This is a genomic window from Tateyamaria omphalii (assembly GCF_014651375.1).
In the GTDB taxonomy this organism is placed as follows: domain Bacteria; phylum Pseudomonadota; class Alphaproteobacteria; order Rhodobacterales; family Rhodobacteraceae; genus Tateyamaria; species Tateyamaria omphalii.
Map to the genome: position 1 here is coordinate 610072 of NZ_BMWT01000002.1, position 19200 is coordinate 629271.

At 59.0% G+C, this 19200-nt stretch carries 15 protein-coding genes; 7 read left to right on the forward strand and 8 right to left on the reverse strand.

Features of this window, described 5'->3' with window-relative positions; all coding sequences use genetic code 11:
• Positions 1 to 98: 98 nt before the first annotated feature.
• From IE087_RS08590 to IE087_RS08600, 3 genes are all read right to left on the reverse strand, one after another.
• Entirely contained in the window at positions 99 to 1148 is a 1050-nt protein-coding gene (locus tag IE087_RS08590; protein WP_189368899.1) for a substrate-binding domain-containing protein, read from the reverse strand.
• 84 nt (positions 1149 to 1232) lie between these two features.
• Positions 1233 to 2255, reverse strand: coding sequence for an ABC transporter permease (locus IE087_RS08595; protein WP_189368900.1), 1023 nt, complete (start codon positions 2253 to 2255; stop codon positions 1233 to 1235).
• A complete protein-coding gene (locus IE087_RS08600) occupies positions 2242 to 3768 on the reverse strand; it encodes a sugar ABC transporter ATP-binding protein (RefSeq protein WP_189368901.1) in 1527 nt (508 codons plus the stop codon). The genes IE087_RS08595 and IE087_RS08600 overlap by 14 nt, the downstream gene beginning before the upstream one ends.
• A 127-nt stretch (positions 3769 to 3895) precedes the next feature.
• Here IE087_RS08600 and IE087_RS08605 point away from each other — a divergent pair, with 127 nt between their 5' ends.
• On the forward strand, positions 3896 to 4927 hold the full coding sequence (locus tag IE087_RS08605; protein ID WP_229801312.1) for a LacI family DNA-binding transcriptional regulator: 1032 nt from the start codon (positions 3896 to 3898) through the stop codon (positions 4925 to 4927).
• A gap of 48 nt (positions 4928 to 4975) precedes the next feature.
• Here IE087_RS08605 and IE087_RS08610 read toward each other — a convergent pair whose 3' ends face one another.
• Together IE087_RS08610 and IE087_RS08615 are read right to left on the reverse strand one after the other, a co-directional pair.
• A complete protein-coding gene (locus IE087_RS08610) occupies positions 4976 to 5689 on the reverse strand; it encodes a DNA helicase (RefSeq protein ID WP_189368902.1) in 714 nt (237 codons plus the stop codon).
• A gap of 291 nt (positions 5690 to 5980) precedes the next feature.
• Positions 5981 to 6502 carry an ATP-binding protein gene (locus tag IE087_RS08615; RefSeq protein WP_189368903.1) on the reverse strand — a complete coding sequence of 174 codons (522 nt, stop codon included), beginning with the start codon at positions 6500 to 6502 and terminating at the stop codon, positions 5981 to 5983.
• A 100-nt stretch (positions 6503 to 6602) separates the two neighbouring features.
• Between IE087_RS08615 and IE087_RS08620 the strand changes: the two genes are divergently transcribed.
• The 3 genes from IE087_RS08620 (at position 6603) to IE087_RS08630 (ending at position 9221) form a co-directional block, all read left to right on the forward strand.
• Positions 6603 to 7835 (forward strand): MFS transporter, encoded by a 1233-nt coding sequence (locus tag IE087_RS08620; protein ID WP_189368904.1) that lies wholly within the window; start codon positions 6603 to 6605, stop codon positions 7833 to 7835.
• Positions 7836 to 7895: 60 nt separating this feature from the next.
• Positions 7896 to 8762 carry a 50S ribosomal protein L11 methyltransferase gene (locus IE087_RS08625; protein ID WP_189368905.1) on the forward strand — a complete coding sequence of 289 codons (867 nt, stop codon included), beginning with the start codon at positions 7896 to 7898 and terminating at the stop codon, positions 8760 to 8762.
• A gap of 111 nt (positions 8763 to 8873) precedes the next feature.
• Complete coding sequence (locus tag IE087_RS08630; RefSeq protein ID WP_189368906.1) at positions 8874 to 9221, forward strand: hypothetical protein; 348 nt, start codon at positions 8874 to 8876, stop codon at positions 9219 to 9221.
• A gap of 97 nt (positions 9222 to 9318) precedes the next feature.
• On the opposite strand, the gene IE087_RS08635 is transcribed toward IE087_RS08630, so the two are convergent.
• The gene (locus IE087_RS08635; RefSeq protein ID WP_189368907.1) at positions 9319 to 9528 is read right to left on the reverse strand and encodes a DUF1127 domain-containing protein; all 210 of its coding nucleotides are present in this window, start codon (positions 9526 to 9528) and stop codon (positions 9319 to 9321) included.
• 575 nt (positions 9529 to 10103) lie between these two features.
• Between IE087_RS08635 and rsgA the strand changes: the two genes are divergently transcribed.
• Both rsgA and IE087_RS08645 read left to right on the forward strand, forming a co-directional pair.
• A complete protein-coding gene (gene rsgA, locus IE087_RS08640) occupies positions 10104 to 11186 on the forward strand; it encodes a ribosome small subunit-dependent GTPase A (protein WP_189369303.1) in 1083 nt (360 codons plus the stop codon).
• 4 nt (positions 11187 to 11190) lie between these two features.
• On the forward strand, positions 11191 to 11964 hold the full coding sequence (locus IE087_RS08645; RefSeq protein ID WP_189368908.1) for a VOC family protein: 774 nt from the start codon (positions 11191 to 11193) through the stop codon (positions 11962 to 11964).
• A gap of 94 nt (positions 11965 to 12058) precedes the next feature.
• On the opposite strand, the gene ileS is transcribed toward IE087_RS08645, so the two are convergent.
• Positions 12059 to 15046, reverse strand: a complete 2988-nt coding sequence (ileS, locus tag IE087_RS08650) for an isoleucine--tRNA ligase (RefSeq protein WP_189368909.1) — start codon at positions 15044 to 15046, stop codon at positions 12059 to 12061.
• Positions 15047 to 15299: 253 nt separating this feature from the next.
• Here ileS and IE087_RS08655 point away from each other — a divergent pair, with 253 nt between their 5' ends.
• Positions 15300 to 16475 (forward strand): FAD-dependent oxidoreductase, encoded by a 1176-nt coding sequence (locus IE087_RS08655; RefSeq protein WP_189368910.1) that lies wholly within the window; start codon positions 15300 to 15302, stop codon positions 16473 to 16475.
• On the opposite strand, the gene IE087_RS08660 is transcribed toward IE087_RS08655, so the two are convergent.
• Complete coding sequence (locus IE087_RS08660; protein WP_189368911.1) at positions 16472 to 19189, reverse strand: DUF2339 domain-containing protein; 2718 nt, start codon at positions 19187 to 19189, stop codon at positions 16472 to 16474. The genes IE087_RS08655 and IE087_RS08660 overlap by 4 nt on opposite strands.
• Positions 19190 to 19200 lie beyond the last annotated feature (11 nt).

Here is a 19200-nt window from a genome sequence, read left to right on the forward strand (position 1 = left end):
CCTCCGGTGACTCGGATAGATCGGGCTGCGCACGCGCCCTTGCTATTCGGATTAAGGTGCGGGGCCAGACCTTGCCGCCCGACCCCGCGGGGGGAGAACTATTTGCCCCAGATCGTGGCGTAGGCGTCCCGGTAGGGAATGTCCGGATCGAACGCGTTGCTGTCGCCCAGCTTCGCCAACCCTTCGGGTGTGACCAGCGCAGGTGATGTGACATAGCCCGAGCAGGCCTCGCCCTGGATGGCGCGGTTCAGCTCGTCCACCAGCTGCCAGCCTTGCAGGTTCAGCGGCTCGGCCACGGTGATGGCCTGGTAGCCATTGGATCGGATGCGCTGGAACGCAGCCTCGGATCCGTCACCCGCGGAACCGGCAAGTGGGCCGGCGTCAGGCGCCAGACCGGCAGCGGCCAGTGATGGGCCCATGAAGTCGAAATACAGGTCGTTGATCGCCAGCGCGTGGGTCCAGCTTTCACCGTATTTCTGCAACAGCGACGTGGTCAGCGGCCCCATACGGGTCGATGTGTCGGCAATCGGCGTATCCACGTATTCCAGAACCTTGCCGCCCGCAGCCTCGACCGTCTCTTTCAGCCGGTCCGCTTTGTCGATGGCGATCTGGTACGTGCTGTCGGTGAAGATCACCACGCCGATCTCTTCGCCTTGCGCCTTGGCATCGTCGATGGCCCATTCAGCGGCCACTTCGGACACCGTCATGGCATCGGTGGACACGTTCGCGAAAATACCGCCGGGTGCATCACAGCCGATGACAGGGCCGGAGTGCCAGGCAACCATCGGTACGCCTGCGTCGACAACGCCTTCCAGTGCCGCTTGTTGTTCCACGGCGTCAAAGCCGTTGATGATGATACCGTCCGCCTTCAATGCCAGCGCCTGACCAATCGCCGCTGTCCGACCCTGAATGGAGCCTGCGCCGTCCAGCACGCGGACTTCCCAGCCGATCTTGGCCGCGGCTTCCTCGACACCCGTGGTGACACCCAGGATTCCGCCATTTTTCAGATCGCCCGCGACGACGACAATGGATTTTCCGTCAGCCGCGGCAGGCCCGGTTGTCGGTCCGTCCCATTCCGCCGCCAAGGCTGGCACGGCGGTCATCAATGTCGTGGCCAGCAGTCCGGCCATGAATGTACGTTTTTGCATAGTTTCCTCCCTTTGCAATGCTTCTTTCTTGTCGTGCAGTTTGGCCCAAAAACCGGCTCCCACTTTTTGGACTGCACTTGTGCGTCAGCGCTTGTCTGCACCTTTTTTGCGCTGCGCGTATCCTGCGATGCCAATGGCAACCAGCAGGGTTACTCCGTTAAAGAGCGGCTCGACCCAGAAGGAGCCGCCGAATTGTTGAATGCCTGAAATGCCCACAGCCAGGATGACGACACCGACAACAGTGCCCCAGACATTGACCCGTCCGGGTTTGATGGTCGTTGAGCCCAGGAAGGCACCGACAAGCGCAGGCAGCAGGAATTCAAGCCCCACCGACGCCTGCCCGATCCGCAGCTTTGCCGCGAGCAGCACACCAGCAAGCGCAGTCATTGTGCCCGAGGCGACAAACGCGCCGATCACATATTTCCGGGTAGGAATACCGTTCAGTTGCGCGGCTCTTTGGTTCGCGCCAATGGCATAGAGGTATCGTCCGACGGGCGTGTATTCGAGAACGATCCACATCACGACAGTAATGACGACCAAATAGTAAGCCGTGATGGGAAGGCCGAACACAAAGGTGGTGTTCAGGGCATAGAATCCATCAGGCAACAGCCCCACCATTTGCCGCCCGCCAGTATGCCATAGCGCCAGCGCGTAAAGCACAGTCCCGGTGCCAAGCGTTGCGATAAAGCTGTCGATCTTGGCAACTTCGACCAACAGCCCGTTGAGAAATCCTGTCACGGCGCCAAGCAACAGTACAATCGCCACCGCAATGGGCCACGGAAGACCCAGCATCGTTTGCAAGCTGATGGCGAGGATGTGCCACAGCACGATCCCGTACCCAACGGTCAGGTCGATCCGCCCCGCCGCCATCGGGATCATCGCCCCAAGCGACAACAGCGCGATGATCGCCTTGTCCGAGATGATGGACCGTAAGTTCAGCATCGTCGGGAATGTGTTGGGCAACAGAACCGAGAACAGGCCAATCAGGAACACGGTCAGAATGACCAGACCGTAGACCGGCAGGAACCGCATCAGACGCTTGCCCATGGGCAGTCCTTTGAGTTCGGCCTTGGTCGGTTCGAGTGCGCTGGATTCAAGCGACTGCATTCGCACCGCTCCCTTCTGTCTTGATATTCCCGGCCGAGGCCGACTGGATCAGGTTTTCAGTTGTCAGCCGCGTGCCGCTGAGTTCATCGACAATCGCCCCTTGGCTGAAGACAATGGCCCGGTGGCAAATCGTGGCGATCTCTTCGAAATCGGTGGACATGATCAGGATCGCAACACCGTCCCCAAGGGCGCGGTTGAGCAGGGCGTAAATCTCGGACTTGGCCCCGACATCCACACCCGCTGTCGGGTCTTCGCAGATCAGAAGCTTGCGCTTGGTGGCGAGCCAGCGGCCAATGACGACCTTCTGTTGGTTGCCGCCCGACAGCGCCTCAATCGCGAGGGTCGGGTCATTGGGCGACAGGCCCAACTCGGCCCCGATGATAGCGGCCTGTTCGGCTTCGAGCCGTGGTGACAGCATGCTCAGCAGTTTCCGGCCAATGCCGTCGGGGTTGAGAAAGGTATTTTCCCGGATCGACAGGCTCATTGCTACGGATTCTTCGGTCCGATCCTTGGCGACCAGGCCAACACCGGAATGAAGCGCCTTCTGCGGGTTTGACAGATCGGGCTGAACCCCGCCCAGCGTCACCTCTCCGTCGAAGGGCAGCAACCCAAAGAGGGCACGCGAGATTGCCTCGTGCCCTGCCCCGCGCAAGCCCACAAGACCCAAAACCTCGTTCTTCTGCAGATCGAAATCCAGTTTCTGCATCCCCGCCACTTCGAAGTTGCGCAAGGATAGGACCGCGTCGCCGATCGCATCCGTCGCCTTGACCGTCTCGCGGGTTTTGCGACCCACGATTTTTTGCACCAGTTCTTCGGGCGTTGTGTGGTCGATGCTGCGCACGCCCACCATCGCGCCATCGCGGAGCACGGCCACGCGGTCCGCGATCTGGAAAATCTCGTCCAGACGGTGGGACACATAGATCATCCCGACGCCCTTTTCGCGCAATGGCCGGATGGCCGCGAACAGGCGTTCCACTTCATCGGCGGGAAGCGATGCCGTGGGTTCGTCCAAAACCAGAAACTCGCTGTCCACGGCTAGCGCACGGGCAATCGCCACCAGTGATTTTTCGGTCCGTGTCAGGTCTTCGACGCGCGCGGTTGGGTCAAATTCGGCATCCACCTTGCGGAGTGCTTCCACCGCGAAGTGTTCGACATCCTTCCAGCGGATCAGCCCGTTCTTCTTCGAAAAGCCGAGCGCGAGGCCAATATTTTCCGCCACCGTCATCCATTCGATCAGGCCCAGGTCCTGGTGGATGAAGGCCACCTTCTGTCGCTCGCCAAACCCTGCCGGCTTGTGTTGGTACGGTTCGCCATCGATCAGCACGCGGCCAGCGTCTGCCGTATGGATGCCACCAAGTACTTTGATCAGGGTCGACTTGCCTGCGCCGTTCTCACCCAGAAGGGCGACAATCTCGCCACGGCCCACGGTCAACGAAACATCCTTGAGCGCATAGGTGCCGCCAAAATGTTTGTCGATGCTGTCGAAAAACAAACCTGTCTGCAGGTCTGGCATGGCGTCTCCTCCGGGGTGACGGGTCCCAACCTCCCCGTTGAGTTACCCGTAACATTCCGCTAGCATCAGGTCAGAGCACAGGCTCTGTCAAGGCTTAAGTTACCCGTAACGTAAGATGGCGTGAAACGTGGAAAAAAGCAGTAAGAACAACAAAGTAAGCCTATCCGAGGTTGCTCGGGCCGCAGGCGTGTCGAAAATGACGGCCAGCCGGGTTGTGCGTGGTGAGGGCGGGTATTCGGAAAAAACCCGCGTCAAGGTGATGGAGCAGGTGGACGTCCTTGGCTACCTACCGAATCGTTTGGCGACCGTGTTTGCAGGCGATCAGAACTCGACCTTCATCGGTGTATCGATCCCGGATCTGGGAAACGAGGTTTTTGCCCAGGTGCTCGAAGGGATCGACCGCAAGCTGGGAACGTTTGGATACCAATCCGTTCTGGGCCTCACACAACACACCCAACAAGAAGAAGAAAACTGGATCAGGACCGTGCTGTCGTGGCAACCAGCGGGCCTCATTCTAACCGGCCGCTACCATTCTCCCCGCGCCATGGACATGCTGCGGAACGCCGGTATTCCAGTGGTTGAGATTTGGGATTTGAACTCCAGCCCCCTCGACATGAGCGTGGGCATCAATCACTTCGACAGCGGGTTTGATATGGGGCGGTATCTGACATCGCTTGGCTATCAGAACATCGGCTATGTCGGAACATCGCATGACACGGCAAACGCAGCTACAGAGCGGCTTAGCGGCTTCTGCAAGGCGGTCGAGGGTGCGGGCGGCGCGGTCGTAAAGCAGCTTTGCCTGCATGACACCGCCACGTACTACCCGGGCTTTTACGGAACTGAGCAGTTGCTGGCGGCTGCCCGCGATATCGAGTGCATCTTTTATCAGAACGACGCGATGGCCTTTGGCGGTTTGCAGTATTGCGCGGCCAAGGGGCTGTCCGTGCCGGATGACATTGGTATCGCCGGATGGGGTGACCTACCGATTGCATCGGTGATGAACCGGCGCCTCACCTCGTGCCATGTCTCACATCTGAAGCTTGGCCAGAAAGCGGCCGAAATGATGATGGGACGTTTGACCGACGAGCCCGTACCGACCTGCACCGATATCGGCTTTCGCCTGATCCCCGGGTCGACGGTTCGCAACAGCGGGGTGTAGCGCGGCGCGGACATCCATAGAATGCCCGCGCTGTCCCTTGCCGTGCGGCTAGGCTGCCTGATCAACCTGAAGCTTGCCATTGTGCAGGAAGCAGACTTTGTCGAAGATCGACAGATCGAGCGGGTTGGGCAGACGAACATCTGACAGGTCGGGCATGGGCTTGTCGCTCAGGTCAAATGACCGGTTAACCTGCGAGATCACCACACATATCCCACCGGTCGCCTTCACATACGTTCGTAGAGACGTGATCTGGTCCTGAAGGTCTGGATTTGTGCGTCTTTGGTCGAGGAGTTGAAGGTAGTCGATCACGGCCATCACCGGGGTGTCGAAGCATTCGAGGCGACCGATAACATAGTCGGCGGATACTTCATCCGATGTATCCACTTCGACTGTCTTCTGGACGGACATCTGGTCAATTCCCAAATCTGCGAACCGGTCCGCGACGTCCCGCATGTGGTAGTCGAGGGTAAAGAAGAACCCCGTCCTGTTCAAAGTTGCCGCCTTGGACGCCAATTCCAGACCCAGAAGCGTTTTGCCCTGACCCGGCCTTGCACCAAGAAGAACAAGGTCACCTGGTTGAAGTTGCGACAAGACGACATCAGCGGGCAGCCCTGCCGATGCCGACGACGCAAGGTGCCCCCAACTTTGGAAGCCTTCAGTTGTCGCGATCTGGTCCAGCGCTTTGTGCAATGGCATGTCGCGCTGGCGGGCCAACAGCTTGGCCTGTCGTTTCAATTGATAGATAGGCGCAGAGAGATGCATTGTGTCCTCCTCTTTCGAGCCACCTCCGCAATCCCTCCTTATGCACGCGCTCGAACGAGACAGGTTAAATCATTTCGCTCTGCATGTCAGATGCTTCCCAGATGGAGGGCGGAGGCCCGAGCAAGGCCCGACCCAACTGTGTCCGAACAGATCGCAGATTTCAACATGGCAAAGGTGCTGGGTTGGGATGTTGAAGGGCGATTGAAGCAAGCCTGGGGCTTGAGGCAGCGACGTTCGTGCCAAGCGCTGTTCCATGGCGCAATAAGTCCAACCAGTCTGTGAGCACACGTCTCAAGCGCACTGCGCAAGGATTTGATCCACGACGTCATCAAGCGTCGCGGTTGCGTCGATGACAGTACTTTGCGCTGGAATGTCCTGTTTCGTGTTGTGGAGTATCAGGATGAACTCTTGCTCCTCTGCCTGCCCTCCGAACACGTCGTGGTCGCGCAGAGCGAGCCGTCGCCTCAGTGTTTCCTGATCCACGTCCAGCACAAAGACTTCATCAAACAAGTGAATGACATGGCCGTGGTTTCGAAATCCACCGCAGAAAAATGACATTTCGGAACCTTTGTATCCGATTTGGGACATGACCTTGTCCACATCCCATACATGCTGGCCGTGCATCCATGCCGCGCGCGCGACGCTGCCCTCTGGTCCCGCTTCGGACAACGACGGCTGCTGTTGGGGTGTTTCGTCAGGGATCAACTCTCTGTCGCCGTCAATCGCATGATATCCGCGCCGACGCAGTTCGTCGCACACCGACGTTTTACCGCTGCCCGAGACACCTTCGATCAGATAGTTTCGCTTCCCCATGCCCACAACATATCCTGTGACAGCCCGGTGGAAAACACATGTGCTTCCTTGCACATACCGTGCCCTCGCCAAGGCCGATCAAAAGGCGTAGTTGCAAGTCATGGCTAAGCACGTTTCCCTTGATGACGCAGGCAGTCTGCCCGTTTGGCGTCGCCCCATTGCGCTTTTGTTCCTGATGGCATTTGCCATGCCCATCGGATTCTCAGTCTGGCTCGCCCTGCTGAACAACTTTGTCGTGGATGCCGCAAATTTCGACGGGGCCGATATCGGGTTACTGCATGCGATCCGTGAAATACCAGGCTTCTTGGCCGTCGGTGTCATCGTTGTCATCATGTTCATGCGCGAACAGGTGTTGGCACTCATCTCGCTTGTCATGCTGGGTGTCGCCACCGCACTGACAGCCCAGTTTCCATCGATGGGCGGCATTCTGGCGCTGACCTTCATCAGCTCGATCGGATTTCACTACTACGAAACAGTGAACCAATCCCTGCAATTGCAATGGCTACCCAAGGACCGTGCCCCGCAAATGCTGGGCTGGTTGCTGGCGGCAGGATCGACAGCCACCTTACTGGTGTATTTCGTCATCATGGTGCTGTGGGAACCGCTGGGCCTGACGTACAACGTTGTTTACATCGTCGGTGGCGGCATCACGGCGGCGATCGCGGCGTTTGCGATGTTTGCGTACCCGCAGTTCGAAGCCCCCACGCCGCAGCTGAAAACCTTCGTGCTGCGCAAACGCTATTGGCTGTACTACGCGTTGCAATTCATGTCTGGCGCGCGGCGGCAGATTTTCATGGTCTTTGCCGGCTTCATGATGGTCGAGAAGTTCGGCTTCGAGGTGCATGAGCTGACTGCCCTGTACCTGATCAACCTGATGGTCAATATTCTGATAGCACCGATCCTGGGGCGCATCGTGGCCCACTTTGGAGAGCAAAAGGCGCTGGTTTTTGAATACACTGGCTTGGTCTGTGTGTTTCTGGCTTACGGTGGTGTGTACTTCATGGGCTGGGGATTGATGATTGCCGCCGCCCTCTATGTATTGGACCACATCTTTTTCGGTTTGGCGCTTGCGCTCAAAACCTATTTCCAGAAGATCGCGGACCCGGCGGATATTGCACCGACAGCCGCCGTTGCGTTTACGATCAACCATATTGCCGCCGTGGGCCTGCCCGTTCCATTGGGCCTCTTGTGGCTGTTCTCACCCGGGGCTGTGTTTCTGCTGGCTGCGGGGATGGCTGCAACGTCTCTGTGCCTTGCCCTGCTCATTCCGCGCCACCCGGTGCCTGGCCATGAGACCCGGCTGGGTGCCAAGCTGCCTGCCCCGGCGGAATAGCGCACCACTTGCTGCTTACACTTGTGGGCGCTAAGGCTCCGGCAACAAACGGAGACTGACATGACCACATGGACCGCCCTTACAACGCTGGAAGGCAAGGCACAGGCTGAAGCGCTCGGCGCGGCCCTTGAGAACATGACACCCGAGCCAACGGGCATAGGTGTGTTCGAGGTCGAGGATGACAGCGGACTTTGGGAAGTGGGTGCCTATTTCACGGACCAGCCGGATGACACCGCTCTCTTGCTGCTGACCACAGCCCTTGGCGCAAAACCTTTCACGGTTTCGGAACTGCCAGAAACCGACTGGGTCGCGCATGTGAAACGAGAGTTGGCGCCGGTCGAAGCCGGTCGCTTCTTCGTTTATGGATCGCATGATGCTGACAAGGTGCCCGCCGGCAAGCATCCCCTGCTGATCGAAGCCGCGATGGCTTTTGGTACTGGGCACCATGGCACGACGCTGGGCTGTCTGAAGGCGTTGGATCGCTTGGCCGATGGTGGTTTTCAAGGGAAGCGCGTCGCGGACATTGGCTGCGGTACAGCCGTGCTTGCCATGGGCGCCGCTGCGATCTGGGACGCAGACATCATAGCAAGTGACATAGATGCACAGGCTGTCGATGTGGCGCGGGCAAATCTGGACGCAAACGGGATGACCACCAAGGTCAAACTGGCCGAGGCGGCAGGCTTTGACCACCCTGACCTATCCGGGCCTTTTGATCTGATCTTTGCCAATATTCTCAAGGGGCCGCTTATCGCGCTGGCACCTGATCTGAGCGCCCGCCTCGCAGACGGTGGATATGCGATTCTTTCAGGAATTTTGAACGAACAGGCAGATGAAGTCGTGGCGCATTATGTCGATCAAGGAAACAGTCTGGTCCATCGGGAAGAGATTGGAGAGTGGACTACGCTCACCCTAGGTAGAAAGCCATAATTCGTCAGAGTTTTTAGCGGCTTTTGACGCATTTGCCCAGATTTTGCCACAATTGGATCGCACCTTGGCTGCCGAAATCGGTGGGGGCCGTTTCGATGTAACGAGGCTGCGATGGTTGAAACCCGCCAGACTTTTGAACAGCGCCTGACAACGCTTGGCCGCAAACACGCGGCATTGGGAAATGGATACACGACCCAGCTGCGTGGCGACGGTCTTATTGTGCTGAAACCCAAGCGCAGGCTGGCCCGGAATTTTCCAATGCGCGGCCTTCTTGCACTCATCGCCGGGTTCTTCGTGTTCAAGGGCCTGATGCTCGCGTCGCTCGGGGACATCACCTACAACGAACGCGTCGCAAAGTTGCAACAAGGTGGCCATCTGGAACAATTCAGTTCCTACATGATGCAGATCGACCCTGTGACGCAGTTTGCAGCCGGTTTCCTCGAACCTCTCGTAGACTGACGCCAAGGCCCTCCAAAAGAAAAGCCGCGGTGCCTACTCTTAGGCCCGCGGCTTTCGCTCTTGTCAGAGCGCGTCCAAAGGGGAGGATTGGAACGTCTTAGTGGCGGTTTGCCACGTCATCGATGTCGCCACGGACCAGACCGATGTCTTCAAGCTCGCGGTCAGTCAGGGCGTTCAGGGCGTTGCGGGTCAAGCGGGCATGGTTCCAGGCAGCCACTTGGGCAACCAATTTGGAAAACAAACCGGAGAATTGGCCTGCAACAGGAGCAGCGCCATATGCGGGGCGGGTGGTGTCGAAAGCAGCCATTGCAGCAGTCCTTTTTTCGATAGTGAATGCTGATCTTGTCAGCGTTGTGCTGCTCATTTAGGCGCGATGAAAACACCCTTCAAGCGGTGAAAAGTCATATGTGCCTTGCGTTTTTTGCATGTCAGAAAACAAGGCATAAGCATCTGTTTTTACAATATATATCTCGTTTTCCTGGCCAATGCCGGTCGCGACCGCTGGAATTCAAACCGAGTTTTGAGCATGTTTTCGCCCTGTTAGCACCGTGAAACACTCCCATCGGTCAAATGTGATCCTGACTCACCGCAACTCTACCGTATGGTCACTGTCAGAGCTCAACCTGCGCCGCGCATCGAAGCATTGGCTGTTATCGCCCGTTCAAAGAGTTGAAAAGCCCAACGCAACGCCGTAAATTAAACGCATCGAAGTGGAGAGTTTATGTCCCGGTAAGGCGGGGAGGCAACAGTCCTCCCAATGCAAAATGAGCGACCAAATGGTTCCGTCATTCTTTGACGGATGCGTGCTGTATTTTGCGCCTTTTCTTCCCCTACCGTTTGAACTCATGCACCTGCATGATCGAGACATGGAATTTTCTTCCAATGACACGTGACTATTCACAATTCTTCCCAAAATCATCTCCTCCAAAGGCGAACGCACCGTCTTTGTCGCCGCTTACCGCGCTAGGCTGGCAATCTTTCTTTGCCCAGCAAACTGACGTCGATGAGTTGACCCAAACCCCTCCCGTTCGGGTCGCAGAAGTTCACCGCAATGCTTTGCATGTGCGCGGGGACGGCGTGGATGACGTCATCCCGCCTGTAGATGACGCAACCGTTGGCGATTGGTTGATGCTTGATCGCGATCACCCGAAATCCAGCCGGGTTTTGGACCGAAAAAGCCTGATCAAGCGGCGTGCGCCGGGGACAGATCGCCGCGAACAATTGATCGCGGCAAATGTCGACACGGCCTTTGTCGTCACGTCCTGCAATCAGGACTTCAAAGTCGCACGACTGGAACGTTACGTCGCGCTCGCCTTCGAGGCTCAAATCACGCCGGTCATCATCCTGACCAAAACCGATCTGGCGCCCGATCACCAGCACTACGTCGACGCGGCCCGCGCGATTTCCGATCACATTACCATTGTCGCGCTGGACGCAACGGGAGACGCGCCAAGATCACAGTTGGCTGCGTGGTGCAAGCCCGGGGCCACCGTGGCTTTTCTTGGGTCGTCCGGGGTTGGAAAGTCGACCCTCACAAATGCGCTTCTGGGGGCAGAAACGCTCGCGACGCAATCCATCCGCGAGGATGATGCAAAGGGGCGGCATACGACGACGCGACGACAGCTTTTTGCAATACCCAACGGATGTTTGGTGCTGGACACACCGGGGATGCGGGAATTGCAACTGACCGACGCGGCTTCCGGCATACGGGACGTTTTCTCGGACATGGATGATTTGTCTGGGCAGTGCCGGTTCAAGGATTGCAAACACGAAACCGAACCGGGATGTGCTGTGCTTGAGGCCGTCGAGAGTGGCCACATTGACCCGTCCCGCCTTGCGCGATGGCGCAAACTGATGGCCGAAGACGCGTTCAACTCGGCCAGCCTGTCCGAGCGCCGCGCCAAGGACAAAGCATTCGGAAAGATGGTGCGCGAGATCACGAAGCAGAAAAGCAAAAGGAGGTAGTCGGATGGCAGATGACAAATGTGGTCAGATTGTCTGGCACGATCTCTTTTCGGCTGACCGGCAAAGTTCAATGACATTTTATGAACGTGTCGCCGGGTGGTCCTTCGCGATCGAGCATGCCGCGGATTTTGCCTGGGGCGGCGGTGAACGGGACTTTGTCCTCGCCGCCGCAGCAGGCGAAGCCGGTGCTGGCATGATAGAAAGCCGTGGCAACATGCCGGTTGGTTGGATTGCCTATGTCGAAGTGTCGGATGTGGATGTCGCCACCGAACGTGCGGAAAGGCTCGGAGGTGAGGTTGTCCGTCCCCCCTTCGATGTGCCCGGCGTTGGGCGGAACGCGCTGGTACGCGATCCGTTGGGGGCATTGATTGGCATCTCGACGTCTCAGCATGAATTTCCGGTGCCCAAACGGCAGTTTGGTGTCGAAAGTTATCTGGCAGATGCAGATGTGTTTCCTCAACGCTTCTACGCGGGCGTGTTCGACTGGTCGCTGCGCGCCGGCGATAGGCCGACAAGTGGCGGTGTTTCGATCTTGACCCGTTCAGGCAAAAGCGTTGCCTGTCATCGATCAGGATTGCGTCAATCGGACAGTGACGCCATGTGGGTCCCAAGTATCAAAGTGGCGGATCTCGCCTCAGCAAAGCAAGCGGCCATCGAACTGGTTGCAAGCCAGTTGAAAATTGCGAACATGATACAGCCCGGGGCCTGTCACACCCTGATTCGTGACGCCGATGGCGCTGTTTTTCGAATTTCTGCGAACGGGCAAGACGGCGCTTAGACCCACCACCTTGCCCGCAACAAGATGCAAACATCCTGCGGCGGATGATGACAATCCACCGCCGGAGACGAAAATCTACACAATAGGCCTCAGCTCAGCCCAGGGCGTCCTCGCAGCGTCCACAGACACCCTCGTGGCTATGCGTGCCCACATCGGGCAGCACTTTCCAACAGCGGGCGCATTTCGTGCCCTCTGCCTTGGCAAAGACCACCGCCACGCCGGGCACCTCAGGCAACCGGAATGCGTCTGACGGCGCTGCGTCCGTTGTCACGTTGATCTGCGATGTGATGCAGATGTCAGCAAAGGGCAACGTGGTCAGAGATGCAGCAAGCTCTGCATCCTCGATATAGACAACCGGGGCCGCTTCAAGCGATGCACCAATGACCTTATCGGTCCGCTGGATTTCCAGAGCCGCCGTCACCACACGGCGCGCGCTACGCACCCCCGCCCACTTTGCGGCCAATGCTTCGTCGCGCCACGCGGCGGATGTTTCGGGAATGTCAGTTAGGTGAACAGAACTTTCATCGCTCGGATACCGCTCAAGCCACACCTCTTCCATCGTGAAGACGAGGATCGGGGCCAGCCATGTAGTCAACCGGTGATAAAGCAGATCAAGCACCGTACGCGCCGCACGCCGTTCGGGCGTATCACCGTCGCAGTACAGCGCATCCTTGCGAATATCGAAATAGTAGGCCGACAGGTCCACGGTTGCGAAAGTGAACACGGATGAGAACACGCGCTGGAAATCGAACGCGGCGTAGCCTTCGCGCACAGTCTGGTCCAGTTCGGCCAAACGGTGCAGCACCCAGCGTTCCAGTTCCGGCATGTCTGCGGGGTCCGTGCGATCCGCCTCGGTGAAGTCCGATAATGACCCCAGCATGAACCGCATCGTGTTGCGCAAACGACGATAGCTGTCGGCCACTCCTTTCAGGATCTCCGGCCCGATCCGCTGATCGGCGGTGTAATCCGTCTGCGCCACCCAGAGCCGCAGGATGTCGGCCCCGTATTGCTTGACCACTTCCTCGGGCACGATGGTGTTGCCGATGGACTTCGACATCTTGAAGCCCTTTTCGTCGAGCGTCATGCCATGCGTCACCACGTTGCGGTAAGGCGCGTGACCCGTCGTGCCGACCGATTGCAGCAAGGACGAGTGGAACCAGCCCCGGTGCTGGTCGGTGCCTTCCATGTAGACATCCGCCACGCCATCCTCGGTCCCATCCGCGCGGTCGCGCAGGACAAAGGCGTGGGTGGACCCTGAGTCAAACCACACATCAAGGATGTCGGTCACCTGCTCATAATCGTCAGGGTTCACGATCCCCTCGAGGAAACGCTGCTTGGCATCCTCGTCGTACCACGCATCAGCGCCTTCCGCTTCGAACGCGGAAGTGATGCGGCGGTTGACCTGCGGGTTGCGCAGCAGGAAATCTTCATCCGTGGGCAGCGCGCCCTTCTTGGTGAAGCAGGTCAGCGGCACACCCCACGCGCGTTGACGCGACAGCACCCAGTCGGGGCGCGCCTCCATCATCGAATGCAGACGGTTACGGCCTGATTTGGGCGTCCAGTTGACGTTGTCGATTTCGGTCAGCGCGCGTTCGCGGATCGTGGTGCCATGCGTGTCCTGCCCATCGCCCACCGGCTTGTCGATCGCGGCAAACCATTGTGGTGTGTTGCGGTAGATCACTGGCGCTTTCGACCGCCAGGAATGCGGGTAACTGTGCTTGATCTTGCCGCGGGCCAATAGCCCGCCCACTTCGGCCAGCTTGTCGATGACAGCCGCGTTGGCGTTGCCCTCTTTCCCGTTGGGTTTCAAGATCGCCTTGCCGCCGAAGAACGGCAGATCATCGCGGAACCTCCCGTCGGGGTTCACGTTGTAGGTGATGACCTGCTCGAGCATGCCCAGTTCACGGTAGAGCTCGTATTCGTCCATGCCGTGGGACGGCGCGCAATGTACGAAACCGGTGCCTTCGGTGTCAGTGACAAAGTCGGCAGCGCGGAAGTCGCGGATATCGTCCCATTCGCCGTTTGCGTCCTCAGCCCCTTTGAGAGGGTGAGTCAGCCGTACATGGCTCAACTCATCAGCAGTCACATCGCGCAGGCGGCGGTACATCGTGTCCTCAAGCCGCGCGCGGCCCAGAACGTCCGATGCGAGGTTATCGGCAAGGATGTAGCGATCACCGATATTTGCCCAGCACTCTTCAGGGCGGCCCGTAACTTCGTAAAGGCCGTAGGAGATGTCAGGGCCATAAACGACGGCTTTGTTCGACGGCATTGTCCATGGCGTCGTGGTCCAGATCACCACTTGAGCACCTTCTAGGTCGCCCAGCGGCGCGACATGGCCTTTGGTATCCTCAAGCGTAACCGCTGGCAGATCTTGCCCGGCGACGACTTTGAACTTCACCCAGATCGTGAAGCTGTCCTTGTCGTGGTACTCGACCTCCGCCTCGGCCAGAGCCGTTTGCTCAACCGGCGACCACATCACGGGCTTTGATCCCTGATAGAGTGTGCCGTTCATCAGAAACTTCATGAACTCCTCCGCAATCACACGCTCGGCGTGGAAATCCATGGTCAGGTAGGGTTCGTCCCAATTGCCGGTGATGCCCAGCCGCTTGAATTCTTCGCGCTGGATGTCGACCCAGCCCGCAGCAAAGTCCCGGCACTCGGCACGGAACTCATTGATCGGCACCTGATCCTTGTCCCGACCCTTCTTGCGGTACTGTTCCTCGATCTTCCATTCGATGGGCAGGCCGTGGCAGTCCCAACCGGGGATGTAGCGCGCGTCGCGGCCCATCATCTGGTGGCTGCGCACGATCATGTCCTTGATCGTCTTGTTCAACGCGTGTCCGATATGCAGGTGGCCGTTCGCATAAGGAGGGCCATCATGCAGCGTGAAGGGCTCCCGCACCTTTTCTTGTCCGGTCCCCTTTCGGGCGAGGTCAGCTTTCTCGCGCAGGCGGTTATAGACCCCGATCCGCGCCCAACGTTCCAACCATCCGGGCTCGCGCTTGGGCAGCCCTGCACGCATCGGAAAGTCGGTCTTGGGCAGGTTGAGGGTGTGTTTGTATTCAGGCGTGTCGGCGCACATGGGTGGCGTCCTTTGTCGGTCATATATCTTGCAAAACGGAGAGGTGCGGCGCGAGTGGTCTCAAGCACCTTTACCCGGCGTCTCAGTGGTTGGTCAGAGCGCCGGGGATATAATTCGCAGAATGATGATCGTGTGCATCATGGCCGCCTTATAGGCGTGGGCTGTCGAGGCGTCCAGTGGGCCAAGATGCCTCATTTCACGTAAAGCACAAATGCCTACGGTGACGCAAACACGCGTCAGAACGGAACGGGACATGAAGATCGCAATTGCAGGGGCCGGTATCGGCGGGTTGGCCGCGGCCATCCTGCTGCGTCAGCGCGGCGTTGAGGTGACTGTTTTCGACCAGTTTAGTGCACCCGAACCGGTGGGATCAGGGCTGGTCATTCAACCTGTCGGGCAAGCGGTTCTGGGGGCGTGCGGGGTGCTCGATCAGGTGGTGGCGACGGGCAACCGCGTGACCCGGATGCTGGGCCATGAGGCAGACAACGGCCGGCGTGTTCTTGATGTTTGGTATGACCGGCGCAAAGGCAACAACTTCGGGCTTGCCCTGCATCGCAACGCCCTGTTTTCAGCGCTTTGGGACAAAGCCACCGCCGAAGGCGCTACGATGCGCTTAAAGGCCAAGGTGATCGGTGCAGGCGACGGATGTCTAGACCTTGAGGGCGGGGAGAAAGCGGCAGGTTTCGATCTGGTCATCGACGCGCTTGGTGCACGTTCCCCGGTGACACCGATCCGCTCTGTCCAGCTGTCCTACGGCGCGTTGTGGGCCAACGTGGCTTGGCCCGATGGTACCGAGCTTCCATTGGACCATTTGCGCCAGAGCTACCGCAAGGCCAGCAACATGGTGGGTGTGCTGCCCATTGGCGTACCACCCGGTGCAACTGGGCCGATGGCGGCGATCTTCTGGTCTTTGCCTCGTGATGGGTACGCCGCGTGGCGCGCCGCGGGTCTGGACGCGTGGAAGGAACAGGCATCCGCGCTGTGGCCAGCTTTTGCGGCCTTTGCCGATCAGATCACTGATCCCGATCAACTGACCATGGCGAGGTATGCACATGGCACACTCAGGGTGCCTTACAGGCCCGGCGTGGTGCATATCGGGGACTCCGCGCATCGCGCCAGCCCGCAACTGGGCCAAGGCGCTAACATGGCGTTGCTGGACGCATATGCACTGGCCCGGGCCATTGAAGCGCACGGCCCGAAAGCCGCCCTGCCCGCCTATGCCAAGGCAAGGCGCTGGCATGTGCGCGCTTACCAGACGATGAGTTGGGCCTTCACGCCGCAATACCAATCCGACAGCCGTTGGTTGCCGGTCTTGCGTGACAGGGTGTTGTTTCCGGTATCGATGATCCCACCGGTGCCGCGCATCCTGTCCCACTTGGTTTGCGGCACGTTGTTGCCAGCCTTCCCGAAAGGTGATCCGCTGCGCTAGTCCACGGGTGCGGATTTGCTCTGCGCCCAACGATTGAGCCACGCGAGCCCGGACAGCGACAGGCCCAGAACCACAAGGGACAACACGCGCGTCAGCCCTTCCAGCCCGGAAATGTCGATCAGGAACACCTTGGCCACCGCCAGACCAATCACAGCCAGTCCCGCACGACGCAGGGCCGTCGCGTTGCGGGCAAGCGATTGATAGAACAGCACGGCACCGGTCAGCAGGATTGCCACCGTGTAGCTGTAAAGCTCGGGTTGCAGGAAGCCATTGTCCAATTCCATCCCCTGCGCGCCTTGCCAAAGGTGGCGCACAGTCGCAAAGGCCCAATAAACCGCGACGCCGACCGCCACGGTTCCCAGCCCCCAACGCAACACCTGATGCCGCAAGCGCCACACACCAAAACCAAGAAGAAGCGCGGGAAGAAGATAGGCCGGGATCAGCGTGTTCACTACAGGGGGCCCTGCAACGTCGTCACCCCATGTACTCAGAAGAGGCGATAGAATGGTCAAACCAAGCCCCAATGCGCCAAACCCGATCAAACCAAACACAAGCGCCAACCCACCACGAACAAAGGCCAGGATACCACCCAACCCTTCGATGCGCAGAAGCTGTACCAGCATCAGGCCCAGCCAGATGACGGCAAACAGGCCCATAGCCCAGTGGCTGTCGGTGTGGTGGCCGGGCAGCACGTCATCGAGGAACCGGATGAGCAGCAACGACACCAACATCCCTCCCGTCGACCACGCCGCCGTGTCCAAGATGAGGGTTGCTGTTTTTCGTACCATCCCGCGCAACAACGCCATTGCCGCGACAAAGGCCGCCAGTGAACCGGCATAGGCCAGCACCATTTCCCAAAGCGGTGCGTCCAGCGCCCAAAACAATCCCGGATCGCCGACCAAGCGCGCACCGACCGCCGCAACGCCAATGGCGATGAACACTTGCATAAGTGGCAATTTGAACTGCCGATCCAGCCAGGCGGCAACCAACACAGTCACTGCAAGCGCAACAGTCAGCGCGGCCAGTGACAGGATCAAAACAAGAGCGAAGGTGATCGACGCCAACGCCGACAAGACAAATATGGACGTCCGTGTTCGATCCGGCGCGTCCACGCGGGCAAAACGCAGGGCAAAGCTGACCATCATGGCTGCCATGACGATGGCATGAAGAGCCCAAGGATATGCACCGATTGTTTCGGCGGGCCTCCATGTCAGTTCTAGGACGACCGCAAGCACCGGCGCGACCAACGCACCGCCCATCCCCCAGGCGAGGGACAGCCCCGGGCGCATCGCTCTTTGCGCTGCAACGACACTGAGCACCATTCCAACACCCCAGAGAAGCGAGATGGCAAGCGGGAAGTCAGCCTCCGGGTTTATGTCGTAGTTCGTCAGGAACGCAGTGATGACGGGCCCCAATTCAACCCCTTCAATCGCGATCACAGCAATGATTGCCGCAACCGGAAGCAACACCAGTTCCTGCAGCGCAGGTGCGGACAGCGTCCAGTAGACAATCGCGATCGCAAAGATCACGAGGATAACGACGGCCATCCAAAATGGTTCGGCCCCCGCACCCGCGCTCCAAACGATCGAGGCTGACGTGACAACCACCGCTGCAAGAGCCAGCAATGTTGGAAATGCAGGTCGGTCACCCTTTAGGTCCATCAAAAATACCGAAACTAGGGTGCCGCCATGATCAGGCCGGAACGACCGCGCCGGGACGAGGATCGCCAACACCGCGAGGATCGAGACATAGACCTGGAACCCCAACACCATGGAGTCGTCACCGCTCAAGACGGTCAACCAACCCATTGCAAAGCCCAGACCAACACTCAGCACCGATACCCAAGCCCAGCGTCGGATCGTATCAATCCCCAACCCGACGGCGGCAGTGACACCAAAGTAAACGTAGAGCCAGGGGGTCGCAGGCACCGTGCTGCCCACCAGAAGCGGGGCCGTGAACGCACCAATTACCCCGACAGCGGCCAAGAGCGGGCCGTTCAGCCAGCCCAACCCAACACCCAAAAGCCCAACCGCGGCCATACCGGCAAACGCAACCTCGACCCCGATCAGTTCATAAAGCAACCGCGCGGCGGCAATACCGCCGAACAGTGACACAAGTCCCGCCCCCGAGAACACCGATGGAATATAGGCCGTGGTCGCATCGGGGCTGTCCCCGAACCGGCGCCGGATCACTTCGCCTGCGACGATCAACGCCCCACCAAAGGCGAGGGCGGCAAGCACGCGGGCGGTGGGCGGGAACAGGTCGTTTTCGATCCCGTATTGCACAAGGAAAAGACCAGCAAGAGCCAGCGAGACTGCGGATACCGCATAAAACCAGTTGGCGGTCAGCCAGGATGCGAACCGTTGCAATGGCGTTGGTCCGGCAGGTTCTGCTGGCTTAGGAGGCTCCCCTGCCTTTCGTTGTGCAACGACGCGCGCAGCGGCTGGTTCGGATGGCTTGGCTTCGGGGTCCGCGGGTGCTGCGGCTTCCTCCTCAGATGGGTCAGCGACCTTTTCGGACGCCTCCCATGGCGAAGGCCCTGTTTGTGCGGCACTTACCTTGGCTGCGGTTGGTGTGTCAGGCGACCGTCCGGCCAGCACCTTTTCCAGCTCGGCGATCCGACCGCGCAGGCCGCTAACCGTGACCAAGAGGTAGATAACCGCAATCGGAATCGCGAGGATTATCAAGCCTCCTAGGACAAGCATCCCTTCCATATCCATCCCTC